Origin of the sequence: Streptomyces marincola (assembly GCF_020410765.1) — a bacterium.
GTDB lineage: Bacteria > Actinomycetota > Actinomycetes > Streptomycetales > Streptomycetaceae > Streptomyces > Streptomyces marincola.
The window spans coordinates 6,523,177-6,543,619 of the sequence record NZ_CP084541.1 but is presented as its reverse complement, the minus strand read 5'-3'; the positions used below and the strand labels follow the sequence as shown (position 1 = coordinate 6,543,619).

Here is a 20,443-nt window from a genome sequence, read left to right as displayed (position 1 = left end):
GCCGGTTCCTTCTCGCGGGCCGAGTGCGGGCAGTATGGGTCCGTGACCCTTATCGATCAGATGCCGCCGGACAGTGATCCCGATGCCCTCTTCGACGCTTTCTCGTCGTGGGCCGGAGAGCGGGGGATCTCCCTCTACCCCGCTCAGGAGGAGGCACTGATCGAAGTGGTCTCCGGGGCGAACGTCATCCTGTCCACGCCCACGGGGTCGGGGAAGTCCCTGGTGGCGGCGGGTGCGCACTTCGCGGCGCTGGCGCGGGACGAGGTGACCTTCTACACGGCTCCCATCAAGGCGCTGGTGTCCGAGAAGTTCTTCGAGCTGTGCAAGCTGTTCGGCACGGAGAACGTCGGCATGCTCACCGGCGACGCCTCCGTCAACGCCGACGCCCCGGTGATCTGCTGCACGGCCGAGGTGCTGGCGTCGATCGCGTTGCGTGACGGAGCCCAGGCGGACGTGGGCCAGGTGGTGATGGACGAGTTCCACTTCTACGCCGAGCCGGATCGGGGCTGGGCCTGGCAGATTCCGCTGCTGGAACTGCCGCAGGCCCAGTTCCTCCTGATGTCCGCGACGCTGGGTGACATGACCCGGTTCGAGGAGGACCTGACGCGCAGGACCGGGCGGCAGACGTCCGTGGTGCGTTCCGGGACGCGACCTGTGCCCCTGAGCTACGAGTACCGGACGACGGCGCTGACCGAGACGCTGACGGAGCTTTTGGCCACGCATCAGGCGCCGGTCTACATCGTGCACTTCACACAGGCGCAGGCCGTGGAGCGGGCGCAGGCGCTGATGAGCATCAACATGTGCACGCGGGCGGAGAAGGACGAGATCGCGTCCTTGATCGGCAATTTCCGGTTCACCACGAAGTTCGGCAGGAATCTTTCGCGGTACGTGAGGCACGGCATCGGAGTGCACCACGCGGGGATGCTGCCGAAGTACCGCAGGCTGGTGGAGAAGCTGGCCCAGGCGGGGCTGCTGAAGGTGATCTGCGGGACCGACACGCTGGGGGTCGGGGTCAACGTGCCCATCCGCACCGTGCTCTTCACCGCGTTGACCAAGTACGACGGCAGCCGCGTCCGGGTGCTGCGGGCCCGGGAGTTCCACCAGATCGCGGGCCGGGCGGGGCGGGCCGGGTTCGACACGTCCGGGTTCGTGGTGGCGCAGGCGCCGGAACACGTCGTGGAGAACGAGAAGGCGCTGGCCAAGGCGGGAGACGATCCGAAGAAGCGGCGCAAGGTGGTGCGGAAGAAGCCGCCCGAGGGTTTCGTCAACTGGAGCGAGGACACCTTCACCAGGCTGATCTCGGCCGATCCCGAGCCGCTGACGTCGCGGTTCCGTGTGACGCACGCGATGCTCCTGGCCGTCATCGCGCGGCCGGGCGACGCGTTCGCGGCGATGCGGCGGCTGCTGGAGGACAACCACGAGCCGCGCCGGCAGCAGTTGCGGCACATTCGCCGGGCGATCGCGATCTACCGTTCCCTGCTGGACGGCGGCATCGTCGAGCAGTTGGACGAGCCGGACGAGCAGGGCCGTACGGTCCGGCTGACGGTGGATCTCCAGGCCGACTTCGCGCTGAACCAGCCGCTGTCGACGTTCGCGCTGGCCGCGTTCGAACTGCTCGATCCCGAGTCGCCGTCCTACGCGCTCGACATGGTCTCCGTCGTGGAGTCGACGCTGGACGATCCGCGTCAGATCCTCGCGGCACAGCAGAACAAGGCACGGGGCGAGGCGGTCGCCGCCATGAAGGCCGAGGGGATCGAGTACGAGGAGCGGATGGAACGGCTGATGGACATCAGCCATCCGCGCCCGCTTGAGGAGTTGCTGTTCCACGCGTTCGGGCTCTACCGCAGGAGCCATCCGTGGGTCGGGGATCATCCTCTGTCCCCGAAGTCGGTGGTGCGGGACATGTACGAACGGGCCATGACGTTCTCCGAGCTGGTGTCGTACTACGAGTTGGCGCGGACCGAGGGCATCGTGCTGCGTTATCTCGCCGGTGCGTTCAAGGCGCTTGAGCACACGGTCCCCGAGGATCTGAAGTCGGAGGATTTCCAGGACATCACCGCCTGGCTGGGGGAACTGGTGCGCCAGGTGGACTCCAGCCTGCTCGACGAATGGGAGCAGCTGGCGAACCCGGAGGCCGAGGACGCCACCGAGGCGCAGGAGCGGGCCGACCAGGTGCGGCCGGTGACGGCGAACGCGCGCGCCTTCCGGGTGCTGGTGCGCAACGCGCTGTTCCGCCGGGTGGAGCTGGCGGCTCTGGACCGGACGGACGAACTGGGCGCGCTGGACGGGGACTCGGGCTGGGACGCGGATGCCTGGGCGGCGGCCTTGGAGGGCTACTGGCAGGAATACGACGAGATCGGCACCGGTCCGGACGCCAGGGGTCCGCGGCTGCTGCACATCGAGGAACGCCCGGAGGACGGCCTGTGGCGGGTGCGGCAGACCTTCGCCGATCCGGCGGGCGACCACGACTGGGGCATCTCCGCCGAGGTGGACCTGACGGCGTCGGACGCGGAGGGCCGGGCCGTGCTCAAGGTCATGGCCGTCGGGCAGCTGTGACGGCCGCCCCCGGCAGGGGCACGACGGATCTCGCCGTCCTGAGCGCCGCCCTCAGCGCGTCGCGGTAGACACGGGCCTCGTCCGGGTCGGCCGCGGTGAGCAGCGGCGCGACGAGGGCGCGCTGCTCGGCGGTCAGGGGGATGTCGATCAGGCGCGGGCGCAGCCGCTGGAGGAGGTCGCGCTCGTGCCGGTCGGGGACCTCGGCGGCCACATCGGGCGGGTCGAGCACGGCGCAGAGGGCCGCCGCCCTGCTCCAGGGGTCCGCCGCCCGGTGGGCGAGCCGGGCGGTGCGGCGGTGGCGCCAGCGCACGGGCCTGAGGTCGGTGCCGCGGCGCAGCCGTGTGCGCAGCCGGTCGGGCGCGGGCCCGGTGAGCAGTTCGGGAGAGCGCTCCGCGAAGGCCCGCAGCTCGTCCGGCGGGTAGAGCCAGATGATGACGCGGTACCGGCTCGGCCTGAGGTCCACCGGGTCGAAGCAGCCGGCCCTCGCCAGCCGGGCGAAGCGCGCCGTGCCGATGCGGAGCAGCTCCGCGCCACGCGTGGCGTTCAGCAGGGCGGGGCGCTCCGGCGGGCCGTCCGGCATCGGCCCCCGGTGGCCCCCGGGGAGGGGCCGCCGGTCGTCGCGCCGGGTGGCGGGCCCGCACCGGAGGCCGCCGGGCGGGCGCCGGACGCCGGCGCCGGAGGACGGCCGGCGCGTCGCGTCCGCGGGCGGGCGGGACGCGCCGGCTCCGGTGTGCGGGTGAGGTGCGGTGACGGCGGTGACGGACATGAGAAGACTCCCTCCCGGGCGATTACTCTGTGTAATCACTGTAGCCAGAGGGAGTCGATTTCGCAACCCTGTGTAATCAAGCGGTGGCGCTGCGCCTCAGGTGATGTCGCGCGCGGCGAGGCCCATGTGCTCGCCGACCTTGTTCACCAGCAGCGTCATCTCGTACCCGACCTGCCCGACGTCGGCGTCGGCACCCGTCAGGACACACAGACAGCTACCGTCCCCCGCCGCCGTCACGAACAGCACTCCGTCGTCGAACTCGATCATGGTCTGCCGGACATCGCCGCACCTGAAGTGCTTGCCCACCCCCTTGGCGAGGCTGTGCAGCCCCGAGGCGACGGCCGCGAGGTGCTCCGCGCTGCTCCGCTTCAGCCCCCGGCTCACCGAGGTGACCAGCCCGTCACTCGACAGGAGCAGCACGTGCCGCACGCGCGGCAGGCGCTGCGCCAGGTCGTCGAGCAGCCAGTCCAGCGTGGTACTCAGTGCCATCCCCAGCTCCCCCTTCTCGTAAGGCGACTGCTGTGTCAGCCTTCCCCAGTAAGAGGCTGTGGGCAACCACCTGTGCGGTACCGCTATCCGGAAGGGACCGTACCGCTCCGTCCGGTGGGTCTCGCCACCGGGGAGGGGGAACCGGGTGCGGCGCACCCGGCCGGGCCCGCCGCGGGGGCCCGGCATCGGCGCGCCGTCGCGCTGTCTCTCAGCGGCCGAGCTCCTTGCGCCCGGCCCGGCGCAGCCGGCGCCGCTGCGGGGCGTCGAGCATCAGGTAGGCGGCGGCCGGCACGCCGAAGATCACGAGCGCCGCGATCCAGAAGTTGGTCAGGGCCCACAGCACCAGGCCGGCTGCCACCGCGCCGATGGCCACCTTTCCGCCACGCGACATCGTGCTACCTCCTCGGCGGCGGGGCCGCCGCCTTCGTTACGGGAACCTGCGTCCAGTGTCCACCGTGCCGTGCGGAACGCCCCGCCCCCGGGCTCAGCCCTTCCGCAGCGGGGCGCCCACCTCATGCATGTGGGTCAGCGCCTGCCGGTAGGAGTCGATCAGGCCGGTCTCCGTGTACCGCACGCCCGTCTCGGCGCAGTACTGCTGGACCACGGGCCGGACGATGCGCAGGTGCGGGCGGGGCATGCTCGGGAACAGGTGGTGCTCGATCTGGTAGTTGAGGCCGCCCATCATCCAGTCGGTGACACGCCCGCCGCGTACGTTGCGCGAGGTGAGGACCTGCCTGCGCAGGTGGCCCCAGCGTTCACCGGCCGGGTCGGGCATCTCCATGCCCTTGTGGTTGGGGGCGAAGACGGACCCGAGGTGGAGGCCGAAGAGCGCCTGGTGGACGAACGCGAAGAGGAGCGCCTTGCCGAGGCTCATGGTCGTCGCGAGGAGCGCCACGTAGCCGATGAGGTGCAGGGCGAGCAGCAGGCCCTCGACGAAGCGGGCCCTGCCCTGGCGGTCCCACCCCTTGTCGGAGGCGACCATCTGGACGCTGGCGACCTTCAGGGCGATGCCTTCGAGCAGCAGCAGCGGGAAGAACAGCCGCGCCTGGTTGCGCGTGAGCCAGCGGGCGAAGCCGACGCGCTTGGCCGCCTGGGCCTGCGTCCAGACCATGACGCCCTCGCCGACGTCGGGGTCCTTGTCGAGGTGGTTGGGGTTCGCGTGGTGGCGGTTGTGCTTGTCGTTCCACCACGCGGAACTCATGCCGAGCAGCAGGTTGCCGAGCACCAGCCCCAGCCCGCGGTTCACGCGCCGGGAGGCCGCGATCTGCGAGTGCCCCGCGTCGTGGCCGAAGAAGGCGATGCGGGTCGAGAACAGGGCCAGCGGAACGGCGAGCAGGATCGTCCACCACGAGTCGCCCACCAGCACGACGCCGGCGACGAGGGCCGCGAACACCGTGAGGTCGATCGCGATGCCCGCCGCGTACCAGCCGGTGCGGCGGGCGAGCAGCTCCCGCCCCTTGACCTGCCGCAGGAGAGGAGCGAACTCGTCCGCCCGCTCCAGCCGGGGACGGGTGCGTGGCGGGGCGGCGGAAGTCTCAGGCATGGCCTCTCCGGACTGGTGATCTCGTCGGTGAACGCTCCTCGGGAACGCTCTCCAAGCAACCTAGGAACACCGGCCCGCCGCCCGCCATGGCACGAGCCCCCGGACCGGGGGTGTACTCAACCCCCCCATCCGGGTGCCCGTTCGTCCCGCCGATCGGGCGTCGTTTCCGGCACGGCGCCGCGTTGGGGTACCCTCGGCGCCGCACGCGCCGCCCGTCACCCCGAGGAGTGCGTCAGCGCTGTGACCTCCGGCCCCGTCGCCCCCGCCCACGTGTCCGCACTCGCCGCCTGCGCGGCCGTCTTTCTCCCGGCAGACCCGCCCAGGGCCTCGCGCGTGGCGTTCTGGCGCCCGGACGGGAGCCGGCCGGTGCCGGACCACGAGCGGTTCGAGGACCTCACGGTCGTGCTGCCGGACCCGGACGGCACGGTCCGCGGCCGAACGGTGCCCGCCCTCCTGCTTCCGGTCGCGACCGCCGTGCCCGTGCTGACCCGGGCCCGCGCCACCGCCGGCGCCGATCCGGCCGCCGCCTGCTGGGGGGCCGCGGCGGTGCTGGCGCTCCAACTGGCCGCGCGCGGGCGGCTGCTGCCCGGGCTCACCGCCGAGGACCACGACGCGTGGCGGCTCGGCCCGCTTGACGCCGCCGACGCGGCCCGCGTGCGCGACCTGGCGCACGCCATGCCGCCGCGGGCCCACGCCGTCCCCCTCCCCCACGCGGACGACGACGGCGGCCTCCTGCTGCCGGACCCCGAGACGCTGCTGCGCGGCTTTCTCGACGCGGTCGCCGACGGGCTGCCGCGCACCCCGGCCGCGGCGCTCGCCGCGGGCGGCCCCGCGTTCGCCGCGCCGGCGGCCCGGCGGCTCCCCGGCCAGCGGCCGTGGGCCGACGGTGTGGCCGCCGGGCAGGACGCCGGGGTCCGCCTGTCGCTGCGCGTCGAGACGATGGCCCCGGTGGGCCGGGACGATTCAGGGACGGGCCCGGAGTTCCGCGCGGTGCTCCAGCTGCACAGCCTCAATCAGCCCGGTCTGGTCGCCGATGCCGCCGACGTGTGGGCGGGAACGTCACCGGCGGCTGCCTCGTTCGGGTCCCGGGCGCGGACCGACGCGCTCCTGGCGCTGCGCCGCGCGGTGCACGCGTGGGGCGCCCTGGCACCGCTGCTCTCGGCCGCCGTGCCCGACGCGGTCGCCCTCGCCGACGACGAGATCGGCGAGCTGCTCGGCGCGCCCGTGGCGCGAGCCCTGGCCGCCGCCGGGATCGAGGTCCACTGGCCGCGCGAGCTGGTGCGCGGCCTCACCGCGCGGGCCGTGGTCGGCGAACCCGAGAACCCCGAGAACACCGAGAACGCCGAGAACACGGACCGGCGACGGACGGCCGCCGGGCAGCCGCCGCTGTCCCCGGGCGCGATGCTCTCCCTCGACTGGCGCTTCTCCGTGGGCGGCACCGCGCTGACGCGCGAGGAGTTGGACCGGCTCGCGCAAGCGGCCCGGCCCGTGGTGCGGCTGCGCGACCAGTGGGTGCTCGTCGCGCCGGAGGACGTGCGCCGGGCGCGGGAGCGGCGGGAGCGGAAGATGACGGCGGTCGAGGCGCTCGGCGCCGCGCTCACCGGCGTCGCCGAGGTCGGCGGCGAACGCGTCGAGGTGACCGCGACCGGCCGGCTCGCCGCGCTGCGCGACCGGCTCGCAGAGTCCGCGGACTCGGCCGGCCGGCCGGGCGCGGCGCCCGCGGGGCTGTCGGCCACCCTGCGCGACTACCAGCTGCGCGGCCTCGACTGGCTGCACCGGTTGACGTCGCTGGGGCTCGGCGCGTGCCTGGCCGACGACATGGGTCTCGGCAAGACGGTCACGCTCATCGCCCTGCACCTGCGACGTCAGGAGGCGGCGGCGACAGCCGGCCCGGCGCTCGTGGTCTGCCCGGCCTCGCTCCTCGGCAACTGGCAGCGGGAGATCGGCAGGTTCGCCCCGGGTACCGCGGTGCGCAGGTACCACGGAGCCGCACGGGACCTGGACGGGGCGGCGGCGGGCGAGGTGGTCCTGACCACCTACGGCACGATGCGGCGGGACGCGGCACGGCTCGCCGCCGTCGACTGGTCGCTGGTGGCCGCGGACGAGGCGCAGTACGTGAAGAACCCGCATGCCGCCACGGCCAGGGCCCTGCGGGCGATCCCCGCCCGGGCCCGCGTGGCGCTCACCGGGACCCCGGTGGAGAACAACCTCTCCGAGCTGTGGGCCGTTCTCGACTGGGCCACGCCTGGACTGCTCGGCGGTCTCGGCACGTTCAGGAGCCGTTACGCGGACGCCGTCGAGGGCGGCACCGACCCGGCCGCCGCCGAACGGCTCGCCCGCCTCGTCAGGCCCTTCCTGCTGCGGCGCCGCAAGTCCGACCCCGGCATCGCGCCGGAACTGCCGCCCAAGACCGAGACGGACCGCGCCGTCGCGCTCACCGCCGAGCAGGCCGCGCTGTACGAGGCGGCCGTCCGCGAGGGCCTCGCCGCCGTGTCGGAGGCGGACGGCCTGGCCAGGCGCGGCCTGGTGGTGCGACTCCTGACCTCGCTGAAGCAGATCTGCAATCACCCCGCGCAGTACCTGAAAGAGGAGAACGAGCCGCGCCTGGCGGGCCGTTCGGGGAAACTGGAACTGCTGGACGAATTGCTCGACACGATCCTCGCGGAGGGGGCGAGCGTGCTGGTTTTCACCCAGTACGTGCGGATGGCCCGGCTGCTGCGCGCCCACCTGGAGGGGCGGGGCGTCGGCACCCTGCTGCTGCACGGCGGCACTCCGGTGGCCAGGCGGGAGGAGCTGGTGCGGGCGTTCTCGGCGGGCGAGGCGCCGGTCTTCCTGCTGTCCTTGAAGGCGGCGGGCACCGGGCTGAACCTGACGCGGGCCGAGCACGTGGTGCACTTCGACCGCTGGTGGAACCCCGCGGTCGAGTCGCAGGCGACGGACCGGGCGCACCGGATCGGGCAGGACCGGCCGGTGCAGGTGCACCGGCTGATCGCGGAGGGGACGGTCGAGGAGCGCATCGCCGACCTGCTGGCCCGCAAGAAGGCGCTGGCCGAGGCCGTACTCGGTTCGGGCGAGACCGCCCTGACGGAGCTGTCCGACGCCGAACTCGCCGAGCTGGTGGCCCTGCGCACGGCCGACCGTCCCGCGGGCACGCGATGAGTGCGACGACGCCGGACGAGCTCGTCCTCCGGGCGCTGCCGCCCGCCCGCGGGCAGGGGTTCGCCGCCACCTGGTGGGGCAGGAGCTGGCTGAAGGCGCTGGAGGACACCGCGCTGGACGGCGGTCGGCTGCGGCAGGGGCGCCGGCACGCGAGGGCCGGGGCGGTGGGCGCCGTGTCCGTGCGGCCGGGACGGCTGACCGCCGTGGTCAGGGGCAGGGACGGCGTCGGTCACCGCGCGGACGTGCTGCTGCGGCAGTTGACCGCCGCCGAGTGGGACCGGTTCCTGCACACGGTGGCGGGCGAGGGCGGGCACATCGCCGCGCTGCTCGACCGGGAGATGTCGCCCCAGCTCGTGGCGGACGCCGAGGCGGCGGGGGTCGACCTGCTGCCGGGCATCGGCGACCTGGAGCCGGAGTGCGAGTGCGGCGAGTGGGACCACTGCGCGCACACCGCCGCGCTCAGCTACCAGGTGGCGCGGCTGCTGGACGCCGATCCGTTCCTGTTGCTGCTGCTGCGCGGGCGCGGCGAGCGGGAACTGACCGAGGAGGTGCAGCGGCGCAGCGCGGCCGGGGCCGCGCCCGCCGGGGCGGCCGGGCCGCCGCCCGGGGTACCGGCGGCCGAGGCGTTCGCGCGGTGGGCGGCAGGACCCGTGCCGCTGCCGGCGCCGCCGCCGGCCGTGCCGGAGCCCGGGGCCGGGCCCGCGCTCGGCGGCGGCGTCCCGCCGGCGGACGGACTGGACGTCGAGGCGCTGGCGTTCCTGGTGGCGGGAACGGCGGCGCGGTGCGCCCGGCTGCTCGCCGCCGCTCTCGGGCCCGGTCACGCGGAGGCGGCGGTGCCCGCTCCGCTCGGCCTGTGGGAGGACGCGGTGCGGCTGGCGGCCCACGCCCCCGAGCCGCGCGTCGCCGCGCGGCTGGCACGCGGCTGCGGTCGTTCCCCGGTGGAGATGGAAGTGGCCGTGCGGGCCTGGCGGTTCGGCGGGCGCGCGGCGCTCGCCGTGCTCGACGCGCCGCCGGCCACGGTGCCCGCGGGGGCGCTCGACCTGCTCGCCTCGGCCTGGGCGGGCGAGGACACCCGCCCGGTGCTGCGCGGGGGCGGCGGCCGGTGGACGGTGGTCGGCGCGGGCGTGCAGGTGCGGTGCGACGCGGAGGGCCGGTGGTGGCCGTTCCGCAAGGAGCGGGGGCGCTGGTGGCCGGCGGGGCCGGCCGAGACGGACCCGGCCGCCGCCCTGAACGCCGCGCTCGGCGGCGGGGACGGCGACCGGACCGGTACCGAGGGTGGCTTCCCTGGCGCGAGCCGCCGTCAGGCGAGGTTCTCGAACACCGGGTAGTAGCCGCCGGACTGACCCTCGGCCGTCGGGTGGTAGGAGTCGCCGATCGGCCAGGTGACGCTGTGCAGCCACGAGTCGCCCGAGCAGATCTCGTGGCCCGTGAACGCCGGCCTGACGTCGCCGTAGGTGAATCCGTGGTCGGCGGCGCGCTTGCCGATCACCTCGCTGAGGTTGTCCGCGGCTCCGTTGATCGCGGCCCTGGACTGCTCGCTGATGCCGAGCCAGCAGCTGCCGTCCAGTTCGTACATGCGGGGGTAGCCGAGAACGACGACCTCGGCGTTGGGGGCGCGGGTGCTGATGGCCTCGTACACGGTGTCGAGGCGGCCGGGCAGGGTGTTGGTGATGTAGGTGTTGGCGGTGGCGACGGCGGACACGCAGGCGTTGGTGCCCTGGAGCACGCAGGTCTGCATGGTGCTCGCGAAGCCGGCGTCGTTGCCGCCGATGCTGATGCTGACGAGGGTGGTGTTCGCGTCGAGGGGGCCGAGCTGGTTGTTCAGGACGTCGGTGGTGCGCGCGCCGGAGCACGCGGTGAAGTCGAACGAGGCGGGCGCGTTGGCATCGGCCCACAACTCGGGATAGGCGACGGTGCTGCGGCGGCAGTCACCGCTGCTGCCGTCGTAGCTGCCGGCGCCGACACCGGAGGCGTAGGAATCACCGAGGGCCACGTACTCCACGGCGGCGGCAGGGGTCTCCTGGCCGGAGGCCGCCGCGGGCCCGAGTGCGGTCACGCCGAGGGCGGCGACCGCGGTGGCGGCAACCGTCAGACAGCGGCGCAGCTTCATGGAACCTCCCAGAGAAGGTCTGTGGGGGACGAGTCGTGCATGAGCGCCTTACCCTCGCCAAGTCGTGCTCATGCCAAGGATGTTGCGCACTCATGAACAGGAACGACCGGCTCCGGCGCGGGTGACGGCACAACGCGACCGCTTCCCCCCGCCCCCACCTGGAGTTCCCCCGGGCGGAGGGGCTTGTCGGATCGCCTCCACACGTTCTAGCGTGATCGAACAGCGAAGCACAGATATCAACACCTGCCGGCTGCCCCGGCTTCGCCGGCGGCCCGGCGCCCGGCCGCACCCGCACGTCAGAGGAGACCCATGGACACCCGGTCCGAGGACGCCCGGCTCCCCTATTACGAGGACCACTCCCCCGGCAGCGGAACGCTCCCCGCCCGCGCCTGGTACGCCGCCTCCGACGCGGTGCGGCTCTCCCTCGACGGCACGTGGCAGTTCCGGCTCGCGGACACCGCGGAGGGAACGGGTACCGGCTTCGTCGCGGACGACGCCGACCTCGCCGGCTGGTCGGAGGTGGCGGTCCCGGGCCACTGGGTCCTCCAGGGCCACGGCGCTCCGGCCTACACGAACGTGCAGTACCCCTTCCCCGTCGACCCGCCCCGGGTCCCCACCGAGAACCCGACCGGCGACCACAGGCGGGTCTTCGACCTGCCTCCCGACTGGCCCGCGGACGGCGAGACCGTGCTGCGCTTCGAGGGTGTGGAGTCCTGCGCGCGGGTGTGGCTCAACGGGCGGGAACTCGGCACGTTCACGGGCAGCAGGCTGCCCCACGAGTTCGCGGTCGGCCACCTGCTGCGGCCGGCGGGCAACGTGCTCGCCGTCCGCGTCCACCAGTGGTCGGCCGGGTCCTACCTGGAGGACCAGGACATGTGGTGGCTGCCGGGCATCTTCCGCGAGGTCGGCCTGCACCACAGGCCCGAGCACGCGCCGGCCGACTTCTTCGTCCACGCCGGCTACGACCACACCACCGGCCGCGGCACCCTGCGCGTGGACAGCGCGCCGCAGGGGCGGGTGACCGTGCCCGAGCTCGGCCTCGACCTCGAAACCGGCGAGGAGGCATCCGTTCCCGTCGAGCCGTGGACGGCCGAGACCCCGCGCCTGTACGACGGCGTGCTCGCCACCGCGGGCGAGCGGATTCCGCTGCGCATCGGCTTCCGCACGGTGGTCGTGCGGGACGGGGTGTTCCGGGCCAACGGCCGGCGCGTCCTCTTCCGCGGCGTGAACCGGCACGAGTTCCACCCCGAGGCCGGGCGCGCGGTGGACGTCGAGACCATGCGGCAGGACATCCTGCTGATGAAGCGGCACAACATCAACGCCGTCCGCACCAGCCACTACCCGCCGCATCCCGCGTTCCTCGACCTGTGCGACGAACTGGGCCTGTGGGTCATCGACGAATGCGACCTGGAGACCCACGGCTTCAGCTTCTTCCCGGAGTGGCGCGGCAATCCCGTCACCGACGAGCGGTTCACCCCCGCCCTCGTCGACCGCGCCCGGCGCATGGTCGAGCGGGACAAGAACCACCCCTCCGTCGTGATCTGGTCGCTGGGCAACGAGAGCGGGGGCGGCGCGGGGCTCGGCGCCATGGCCCGCTGGATCCGGGACCGCGACCCCTCCCGCCCGCTGCACTACGAGAACGACAGCACGTACCCGGACAGCGACTTCTACTCGCGGATGTACGCCTCGCACGCCGAGGTCGAGCTGATCGGGCGCCGCGAGGAGGAACCGCTGGCCGACCCGGACCTCGACGCCCGCAGGCGGTCGCTCCCGTTCCTGCTGTGCGAGTACGCGCACGCCATGGGCAACGGACCGGGCGGGCTCTCCGAGTACCAACGGCTGTTCGAGACCTACGAGCGACTCCAGGGCGGCTTCGTCTGGGAGTGGATCGACCACGGGCTGCCGAAGCGGACGCCCGACGGGCGGACCTACTTCGCCTACGGGGGCGACTTCGGCGAAGAGGTGCACGACGGCAACTTCGTGTGCGACGGCCTGCTGTTCCCCGACCGCACGCCCTCGCCCGGGCTGCTTGAGTACAAGAAGGTCATCGAACCGGTGCGCATCACCGGCGACGCCGGGCGCGGCACGCTCACCGTGCGCAACGGCCACGATTTCGCCGACCTGTCCCACCTGGCCTTCGAGTGGGTCTTCGAGACCGACGGCGAACGCCTGGGCGGAGGCCTGCTCGACGTCCCGCCCCTGGCCCCCGGCGAGTCGGCCGACATCGCGCTGCCGCCGGCCCCCGCGGCGGGCGGCGGCGCGGAGGGCGAGTCCGTGTGGACCGTGCGCGCGGTGCTCGCCCGGGACACCGCGTGGGCCGCCGCGGGCCACGTCGTGGCCTGGGGGCAGATCGCCGCCTCGGGTCACCGGCGGCGCGCGGCCCCGGCGCCCGCGCTCGCCGTCGCCGGCCGGCGCGCGGACGGCACGATCACGCTCGGGCCGGCGGAGTTCGACGCCGCCACCGGCGCCCTGACGCGGCTCGGCGGCCTCGTCCCCGTGTCGGCGCCGCGCCTGGACGTGTGGCGCGCGCCCACCGACAACGACCTCGGCGCCTCCTGGCACGAGGAGGCCAGGTACGGCATGCGCTGGCGCGAACTCGGCCTGCACCGCGTGCGCCACCGTCTCGACGGCGTGAGCCTGGAGGACGGCACCCTCACCGTGCGCACGCGCGTCGCGCCGGCCGCGACCGACGCCGGACTGCGCACCGAGTACCGGTGGAGCGCGACCGGGGACGAGCTGTGGCTGAACGTGGCGGTGACGGCGGAGGGCGACTGGCCCTGCCCGCTCCCCCGGCTCGGGCTGCGCCTGGGACTGCCGGCGGCGTTCGGGCGCGCCGCCTGGTTCGGTGGCGGACCGGGCGAGGCGTACCCGGACACCCGCGCCGCCGCGGCGCTCGGCCGCTGGGAACTGCCGGTCGACGCACTTCAGACGCCGTACGTGCGACCGCAGGAGAACGGGGCGCGGGCCGATGTCCGCTGGGCCGAACTGCGCACCGCGGACGGCTCGGGACTGCGGATGAGGGCGGGCTCGGCACCGTTCTGGTTCACCGCGCGGCGCTGGACGAGCGAGCAGCTCGACGCCGCCTCGCACACCACGGACCTGGTTCCCGGCGACGCGGTGTGGGTCAACCTCGACCACGGGCAGCAGGGGATCGGCAGCCAGTCCTGCGGCCCCGGGCCGCTGCCGCAGTACCTCCTCGCCGCCGGGGCGGCCGAGTTCTCCCTGTCGTTCCGGGAGGTCGCGCCGGAGTCCCCGGCGGGCTGAGCCAGGCGGGGGGCGCGTGCCCAGCGGCACACGCCCCCCGCGGTCAGCGCTTGACGCCGACTCCGCAGTAGAACCCCAGCCCGCGCAGCATCGGGTCGTCGGGCACCGGGGCGTCCGGCTGCCAGAACGGCGGCTGGACGAGCCCGGGGGGATCGATGAGGTCGAACCCGTCGAAGTAGGCGGCGATCTCGCTCAGTGGGCGCGGCGTCAGGTTCGCCGTGGAGTCCGCGTACACCTCGCGCACCTGGTCGATCCGCTCGGAGTCGTGGAAGTCCATGGTGCCGTGGCTGAGGACCAGCACGCTGCCGGGCGCCAGCGGCTCGGTCAGCGCGCGCACGATGCCGGCCGGGTCGGACGCGTCGTCCACGAAGTGGAGGATCGCCACGAGGAGCAGTGCCACCGGCTGCCCGAAGTCGATGAGCCGGGCGACGGCCGGGCTGTCGAGCACGGCCTTGGGGTCGCGCAGGTCCGCGAGGGCGAACGCCGCGTTGCCGTCGTTGACGAGCTTGGCTCCCGCGTAGGTGCTGACGATCGGGTCGTTGTCGACGTAGGCCACCCGGACGTCCGGGTTGACCGCGCGGGCGATCTCGTGGGTGTTCGGCGAGGTGGGTATACCGGTCCCGACATCGATGATCTGGCCGATGCCGCGCCGGGCCACGGCCCTGGTGGCCCGGCGCAGGAAGCCGCGGTTCTCGCGCGCCGCCATCTCGATGTCGGGCAGCAGCCGCATGATGCGCTCGGCCGCCTCCCGGTCGACCTCGTAGTTGTCCTGCCCACCGAGGAAATAGTCGTACATACGCGCGGGATGCGCGCGGCTGGTGTCGATCTGTTCGGCCGAGAAGCCCATCTCGTTCACAGCGTGCTCCGTCCTCTGTGTGTTCGACGCGGGCGCGGTGTCCGCCCCCCCGTGGGTGGACACCGCGCCCGCTCCTCCCCGCGGTCACACGAGCAGAAAGTCCGCTTCCCCGGATTTCACCCCTTGGATGAATCGCCGGATCTCGTGATGGGTGCAGATCAGCGCCGGCCCGTCGGGATCGGTCGACTGCCTCAAGGCCACTCGTCCGTCCCGGAGCCTCATCACCTCGACGCAGCTTCCGCCGTTGCCGCCGCTCCACGGCTTGGCCCAGCCCTCGGTGCCCAAGTGCTTGGCCGGCATGCCGTTGTAGATGCGCTCCATGCTCAGATCTCCTTGCGAATACCACTCAGGATGGCCTCGGTGCGGTGCACCGGCGCGGCCTGTGCGCACATCCGGTCCAGCGCCTCGCGGAACGCCGAGACGTCGTCGCGCTGGTCGAAGTACACGGCGCCGGCCAGGCTCTCCGCGCACGCCACGTCGGACAGCTCGGGCAGCGGAAACCGGAACAGGTGGAAGGGGCCGTACATGGCCGGGTGCGGCCCCGCGGAGAAGGGCATGATCTGGAGCCTGACATGCGGTGACGCGGTGCTCTCGATCAGTCGGGTGATCTGGTCGCGCATGACCTCAGGACGCCCGATCGGCCGGCGCATCACCGTCTCGTCCAGCACGATCCACAGCAGCGGCGGCCGGGGACCTGCCAGCAGCTCCTGGCGGTCCATGCGCAGCGCCACCAGCCGTTCGATCTCGCGGGCGGGTGCGTGCGGGAGACCGGCGCGGAGCACCGTCTCGGCGTACGCCTCCGTCTGGAGCAGCCCTGGCATGTAGTGCGGCTCGTAGGCGCGGATCTGGTCGGCCTCGGCCTCCAGGCTGATGAACGCCGTGAACCAGTCGGGCAGGACGTCGCGGTAGCGGTGCCACCAGCCGGGCTGGTTGGCCTCGCGGACGAGGCGGAGGAACGCGTCGATGTCCTCCTGCTCCGTCACCCCGTAGACGCGCAGCAGCTTCTCCACGTAGGGGATCTTGAGACCCACCTGCGCCTTCTCCATCCGGCGGATGGTGGCGTGGGTCACATCGAGCGCCCGGGCCGCCTCGTCGAACGAGACCCCGGCCGCCTCGCGCAGGTCCTGAAGCCGTTTGCCCAGCACGAGCCGCAGCACGGTCGCCGCTCCGCTGACCTGTCCGCCGGCCACGGGCACCACCCTCCAACTGCCGCCATCGGGAAGAAGTCTGCCAGACCGTCAGCGGCACCGACAGACTGACACCAACGATTTTGTAATTTGCAGGATGCCTCTTGCCGGATGAGAGGGACAGACCGCACAGTAGAACGGTGTTCTTCTCCTCGGTCCCTCAGCCACTCATGCGCGCCGGGAGCACGGTTCACCCGGACCAGCGACTGCGGTTCCTGCTGCCCGCGGCGGACACCTCACCCGCGGAGGCCCGCAGACGGACCCGGGGGCAGCTCATGGCCTGGGCGGCGACGCAGGAGACGTGCGAGAACGCCGCCCTGGTGATCTCCGAGCTGGTCACGAACGCGCTGCGGCACACCGAGAGCGCCACCATCGGCTGCGAGTTGCGCGCCGGCGGCCCCCTGCTGCGCGTCGCCGTCGCCGGCGCGGGCCAGGGGCCGGAGCGGCGGGTGCGGCAGGCGGACCGGGACGACGAGGGCGGGCGGGGCCTGCTGCTGGTGTGCGCCCTGGCCCGGATGTGGGGCGTGCGCCGCGGGCTCGCGGGCGAGGGCCACGTCGTCTGGGCCGACCTGCCGCTCGGCCGCGCCGGGCGCTGAGCCCCGGTCCCGCCCGCCGCCCGGCTCGCCGCCACGGGGCGGGTGGCAGAATCCCCTTGCGGCCGGGAGGCGTTCACAGACCGGACACGCGGCCCGGCCGGTCCGTCGCCCGCTCCGCGTCGAAAGGCCCGCACGCCATGGATACGACCCCGCACCGCCTGTGGTACCCACGGCCCGCACGCACCTGGCTGGAGGCCCTGCCCGTCGGCAACGGCAGGCTCGGCGCCATGGTGCACGGCGGCACGGCGACGGAGGAGCTGCAACTCAACGAGGACACGATATGGGCCGGCGGCCCGCACACCTTCGACAACCCCGCCGCGCTCGGGGCGCTGCCCGAGATCAGACGCCTGGTGTTCGCCGGCGAGTGGGACGCCGCGCAGCGGCTCGTCGACGACGCGTTCATGGGCGTGCCCGTCAAGCAGCCGCCGTACCAGACGGTCGGCAGCCTGCGGCTGGCCTTCACCCGGGCAGCGGAACCGGGGGAACGGGAGGAGGCGGCCGACCGGGACGGGCAGGTCACCGACTACCGGCGCGAACTCGACCTGGCCACGGCCGTGCACACGGTGGAGTACACGCGAGCCGGCGTACGGTACCGGCGCGAAGTGCTGGCCAGCGCGCCGGACCAGGTCGTCGCCGTGCGGCTGACCGCCGACGCGCCCGGCGCGGTGTCGTTCACCGCGTCCTTCGACAGCCCGCTGGCCACCGGCTCCTCCTCCCCCGACGCCACGACGATCGAACTGACCGGCCGCGGCGAGGACTACGGCGGGGTGGCCGGCCGCGTCCGCTTCACGGCACTGGCCCGCGCGGTGGCCGAGGGCGGCACGGTCGACTCGGCCGGCGGACGGCTGCGCGTGCGCGGCGCCGACGCGGTGACCCTGCTGGTCACCGCGGGTACGAACCACGTCGACTGGCAGGACCTGAGCGGCGACCCGCGGCGGCGCGCGACGGCGGACCTCGACGGAGCCGCGGCCCGCCCCTACCCGCGCCTGCGGGAGCGGCATGTGGCCGACCACGGCGCGCTGTTCGGGCGCGCGGACCTCCAACTGCCGGCGACCGAGGCAGCCGCGCGCCCCACGGACGAGCGCGTACGGGCTTTCGCCGACGGAGGCGACCCGCAACTCGCCGCGCTCTGCTTCCAGTTCGGCCGGTACCTGCTGATCGCCTCGTCCCGCCCCGGCACCCAGCCCGCGAACCTCCAGGGGCTGTGGAACGACATGACCGACCCGCCGTGGGGCTGCAAGTACACCATCAACATCAACACCGAGATGAACTACTGGCCGGCGGGGCCCGCCAACCTCCTGGAGTGCTGGCAGCCGCTGTTCGCCCTGCTCGCGGACCTGCGCGTCGCGGGCGCCCGCACGGCGAAGGACAGTTACGGCGCACGCGGCTGGGTCGCCCACCACAACGTGGACGCGTGGCGCGGAACCGCCCCGGTGGACGGCGCGTTCTGGGGCATGTGGCCCACCGGCGGCGCGTGGCTCGCGATGTCCCTGTGGGAGCACTACCGGTTCACCGGTGACGTCGCGGCCCTGCGGGAGCACTACCCGGTGCTGGCCGACGCCGCCCGGTTCTTCCTCGACACGCTGGTGACCGATCCCACGTCCGGGCACCTGGTGACGTGCCCCTCGGTGTCACCGGAGAACGCGCACCACCCCGGGGACGGCGGCTCGCTGTGCGCGGGGCCGACGATGGACGGCCAGATCCTGCGCGACCTGTTCGCGGCCGTGGACGCGGCGGGGCGGCTGCTCGACGTGGACGAGGACCTGCGCGCGGAGGCCAGGGCGGCGGCCCGCAGGCTGCCGCCCATGCGGGTGGGGGCGCAGGGGCAGCTCCAGGAGTGGCAGGAGGACTGGGACGCCCAGGCTCCCGAGCAGCACCACCGGCACGTCTCGCACCTGTACGGACTGCACCCGAGCAATCAGATCACCGAGGAGACCCCCGCGCTGTTCGACGCGGCGCGGGTGACCCTGGAGCAGCGCGGCGACGCGGGCACCGGCTGGTCGCTCGGCTGGAAGATCAACTTCTGGGCGCGGCTCGGCGACGGCGACCGTTCGTTCAAACTCCTCTCCGACCAGCTGACACCGGAGCGGACGGCGCCCAACCTGTTCGACCTGCACCCGCCGTTCCAGATCGACGGCAACTTCGCGGCCACCGCCGGCATCACCGAGTGGCTGGTGCAGAGCCACACGGACGAGCTGCGCCTGCTGCCCGCCCTGCCCGGCGCCCTGCCCGAGGGCAGGGTGCGCGGCCTGCTGGCCCGCGGCGGCTTCGAGGTGGCCCTCGACTGGTCGGGCGGCGCGCTGACCCGGGCCCGGGTGCTGTCGCGGCTCGGCCGGACGGCGCGCGTGCGTACCGCCGTCGACCTCGACGTCACCGAGATACCCGAGATCACCGAGGCCGGTGAACGGGCGGTCGACGTGCGGCGCCCGGCGCCCGGCGTGGCGGAGTTCGCGACCCGGGAGGGCTCGACGTACGTGCTCAGGCCGCGTCGGTGAAGCGGGCCGCGGCCAGTGCGCGCAACTGCCGCGCGCCGGCCAGCGCCACCAGCAGCCCCGCGCAGCCGCAGGCGAGGGTGACCGCGTAGGCCCAGCGGGCGCCGTGGGCGTCGGCCACCACGCCCACGGTCAGCACACCGAGGGCGCGGCCGACACCCACGGCGGTCGACAGCCAGGCCATGCCCTCGGTGAGGCCGGCGGCCGGCAGCCCCTGCCGCACCAGGCTGTAGCCGGCGATGACGGTGGGCGCGACGAGGACGCCGGAGAAGAGGGAGAACGCCCACAGCGCCGCCACGCCCGGCATCGCGAACAGCGGCCCGACCCCGACCACGACCGCGCCGAGCGCCAGCAGGAACTGCCGGTCGAGCGGTGACCGCCACTGCCGCGCCCCGTACCACAGGCCGCCGACAGCGCTGCCCACCGCGTAGGTGGCCAGGACACCGCCGACCATCCACGGCTGCCCGTAGGTGTCGACGAAGGCCATGGTGCTCAGTTCCCACCCGGCGAACATGGCGGCGGTGCACACGTACACCCCGCACACCAGGCGCAGTCCCGCCGACGACATCGCCCGGCCGCCGCCCGGCGCGCGGGGCAGCACGGGCGGCTCGGTGCGCCGCTGGGCGGCGAGCAGCAGGCAGCCGGCGACGCCGCAGACCGTGACGGTCACGACCCCGGCCGACGGGTGGACGAGGACGACGGTGGAGACGAGCAGCGGGCCGATCACGAAGATCAGTTCATCGGCGACCGACTCGAAGGAGTAGGAGGACCTGAGCAGGGTGCCGCTGGTGTCGGCCGCGGTCATGTGGCTCCAGCGGGCCCGCACCAGGGCGCTCAGCGGTGGCATGAGGGCGCCGAAGGCGGCGCCGGCCGCGAACAGGAGCCAGCCGGGCGCGCCGGACCGGGCGGCGAGTACGAACAGTGCTCCCGCGACCCCGAACGCCGCCGCCACCGGCCGCAGCACGCGGGACTGGCCGAAGCGGTCCACGGCGTAGCCGATCTGCGGCACCACGAGGGCGTAGCACAGTGCTCCGCCGGCCGCCACGGCTCCGGCCGCCGCATAGCCGTCCGTGACATGGGTGATGAGGAAGACGGTGCTCAGCGACAGCGCGGACATGGGCAGACGGCCGACGAGCGTGGCACCGACGAAGGGGCGGGCACCCGGTATGCGGAAGATGTCCCGGTAGAACCGCAGCCCGGCGGCAGCTGGCGTCACGTGGCCAGATCATGCCAGACGTGCCGGCCGGCCCCCGGACCGCCGACCGGCCGCCGCCGGGAGCGCACGGACCGGCACAGGATCTTTATCTGCTTCGAACACGCGTGACTTTACTGTTCCATTAAGCTTGCAGCCGATTGCCCCGGCCCCCGGGGCCGCGGCATGCCCGGCCACCGGGAAGGAACGGACCCTCATGCCTCACGCGACGG

The 20,443-nt window shown here is 73.6% G+C and carries 15 protein-coding genes; 6 read left to right on the top strand and 9 right to left on the bottom strand.

The genetic code is table 11. The features are described 5' to 3' along the window. Positions 1 to 42 precede the first annotated feature (42 nt). Positions 43 to 2,556, top strand: coding sequence for a DEAD/DEAH box helicase (locus tag LC193_RS28520; protein ID WP_226078267.1), 2,514 nt, complete (start codon positions 43 to 45; stop codon positions 2,554 to 2,556). Here LC193_RS28520 and LC193_RS28515 read toward each other — a convergent pair. From LC193_RS28515 to LC193_RS28500, 4 genes are all read right to left on the bottom strand, one after another. Further along, a complete protein-coding gene (locus LC193_RS28515; RefSeq protein WP_226078265.1) occupies positions 2,534 to 3,322 on the bottom strand; it encodes a DUF6397 family protein in 789 nt (262 codons plus the stop codon). The genes LC193_RS28520 and LC193_RS28515 overlap by 23 nt on opposite strands. Positions 3,323 to 3,418: 96 nt before the next feature. Next, complete coding sequence (locus LC193_RS28510; protein ID WP_226078264.1) at positions 3,419 to 3,811, bottom strand: roadblock/LC7 domain-containing protein; 393 nt, start codon at positions 3,809 to 3,811, stop codon at positions 3,419 to 3,421. Between the two features lie 208 nt (positions 3,812 to 4,019). Beyond that, the gene (locus LC193_RS28505) at positions 4,020 to 4,202 is read right to left on the bottom strand and encodes a hypothetical protein (RefSeq protein ID WP_086156986.1); all 183 of its coding nucleotides are present in this window, start codon (positions 4,200 to 4,202) and stop codon (positions 4,020 to 4,022) included. A 93-nt stretch (positions 4,203 to 4,295) separates the two neighbouring features. Further along, entirely contained in the window at positions 4,296 to 5,354 is a 1,059-nt protein-coding gene (locus tag LC193_RS28500; RefSeq protein WP_226078262.1) for a fatty acid desaturase family protein, read from the bottom strand. A gap of 240 nt (positions 5,355 to 5,594) precedes the next feature. On the opposite strand from LC193_RS28500, the gene LC193_RS28495 reads away from it, so the two are divergent. Together LC193_RS28495 and LC193_RS28490 are read left to right on the top strand one after the other, a co-directional pair. Beyond that, entirely contained in the window at positions 5,595 to 8,513 is a 2,919-nt protein-coding gene (locus LC193_RS28495) for a DEAD/DEAH box helicase (RefSeq protein ID WP_226078260.1), read from the top strand. Continuing rightward, positions 8,510 to 9,841 (top strand): SWIM zinc finger family protein, encoded by a 1,332-nt coding sequence (locus tag LC193_RS28490; protein ID WP_226078258.1) that lies wholly within the window; start codon positions 8,510 to 8,512, stop codon positions 9,839 to 9,841. The genes LC193_RS28495 and LC193_RS28490 overlap by 4 nt, the downstream gene beginning before the upstream one ends. Here the strand turns inward: LC193_RS28490 and LC193_RS28485 are convergent. Further along, on the bottom strand, positions 9,814 to 10,623 hold the full coding sequence (locus LC193_RS28485) for an SGNH/GDSL hydrolase family protein (RefSeq protein WP_226078255.1): 810 nt from the start codon (positions 10,621 to 10,623) through the stop codon (positions 9,814 to 9,816). The two genes, LC193_RS28490 and LC193_RS28485, sit on opposite strands and share 28 nt — an antisense overlap. A 309-nt stretch (positions 10,624 to 10,932) precedes the next feature. Here LC193_RS28485 and LC193_RS28480 point away from each other — a divergent pair, with 309 nt between their 5' ends. Further along, the gene (locus LC193_RS28480; RefSeq protein ID WP_226078253.1) at positions 10,933 to 13,887 is read left to right on the top strand and encodes a glycoside hydrolase family 2 TIM barrel-domain containing protein; all 2,955 of its coding nucleotides are present in this window, start codon (positions 10,933 to 10,935) and stop codon (positions 13,885 to 13,887) included. Between the two features lie 43 nt (positions 13,888 to 13,930). Here LC193_RS28480 and LC193_RS28475 read toward each other — a convergent pair whose 3' ends face one another. The 3 genes from LC193_RS28475 to LC193_RS28465 form a co-directional block, all read right to left on the bottom strand. Continuing rightward, positions 13,931 to 14,734, bottom strand: coding sequence for an SAM-dependent methyltransferase (locus LC193_RS28475; protein ID WP_226078914.1), 804 nt, complete (start codon positions 14,732 to 14,734; stop codon positions 13,931 to 13,933). A 93-nt stretch (positions 14,735 to 14,827) separates the two neighbouring features. Then, positions 14,828 to 15,064, bottom strand: coding sequence for a DUF397 domain-containing protein (locus tag LC193_RS28470; protein ID WP_086156991.1), 237 nt, complete (start codon positions 15,062 to 15,064; stop codon positions 14,828 to 14,830). Positions 15,065 to 15,066: 2 nt separating this feature from the next. After that, entirely contained in the window at positions 15,067 to 15,933 is an 867-nt protein-coding gene (locus tag LC193_RS28465; protein WP_226078252.1) for a helix-turn-helix domain-containing protein, read from the bottom strand. Between the two features lie 167 nt (positions 15,934 to 16,100). Here LC193_RS28465 and LC193_RS28460 point away from each other — a divergent pair, with 167 nt between their 5' ends. Together LC193_RS28460 and LC193_RS28455 are read left to right on the top strand one after the other, a co-directional pair. After that, positions 16,101 to 16,526: an ATP-binding protein gene (locus tag LC193_RS28460; RefSeq protein ID WP_226078250.1), complete on the top strand. Its 426-nt coding sequence runs from the start codon at positions 16,101 to 16,103 to the stop codon at positions 16,524 to 16,526. Positions 16,527 to 16,663: 137 nt separating this feature from the next. After that, the gene (locus LC193_RS28455; protein WP_226078249.1) at positions 16,664 to 19,021 is read left to right on the top strand and encodes a glycoside hydrolase family 95 protein; all 2,358 of its coding nucleotides are present in this window, start codon (positions 16,664 to 16,666) and stop codon (positions 19,019 to 19,021) included. On the opposite strand, the gene LC193_RS28450 is transcribed toward LC193_RS28455, so the two are convergent. Further along, positions 19,005 to 20,234, bottom strand: a complete 1,230-nt coding sequence (locus tag LC193_RS28450) for an MFS transporter (RefSeq protein WP_226078248.1) — start codon at positions 20,232 to 20,234, stop codon at positions 19,005 to 19,007. The genes LC193_RS28455 and LC193_RS28450 overlap by 17 nt on opposite strands. Between the last annotated feature and the right edge of the window lie 209 nt (positions 20,235 to 20,443).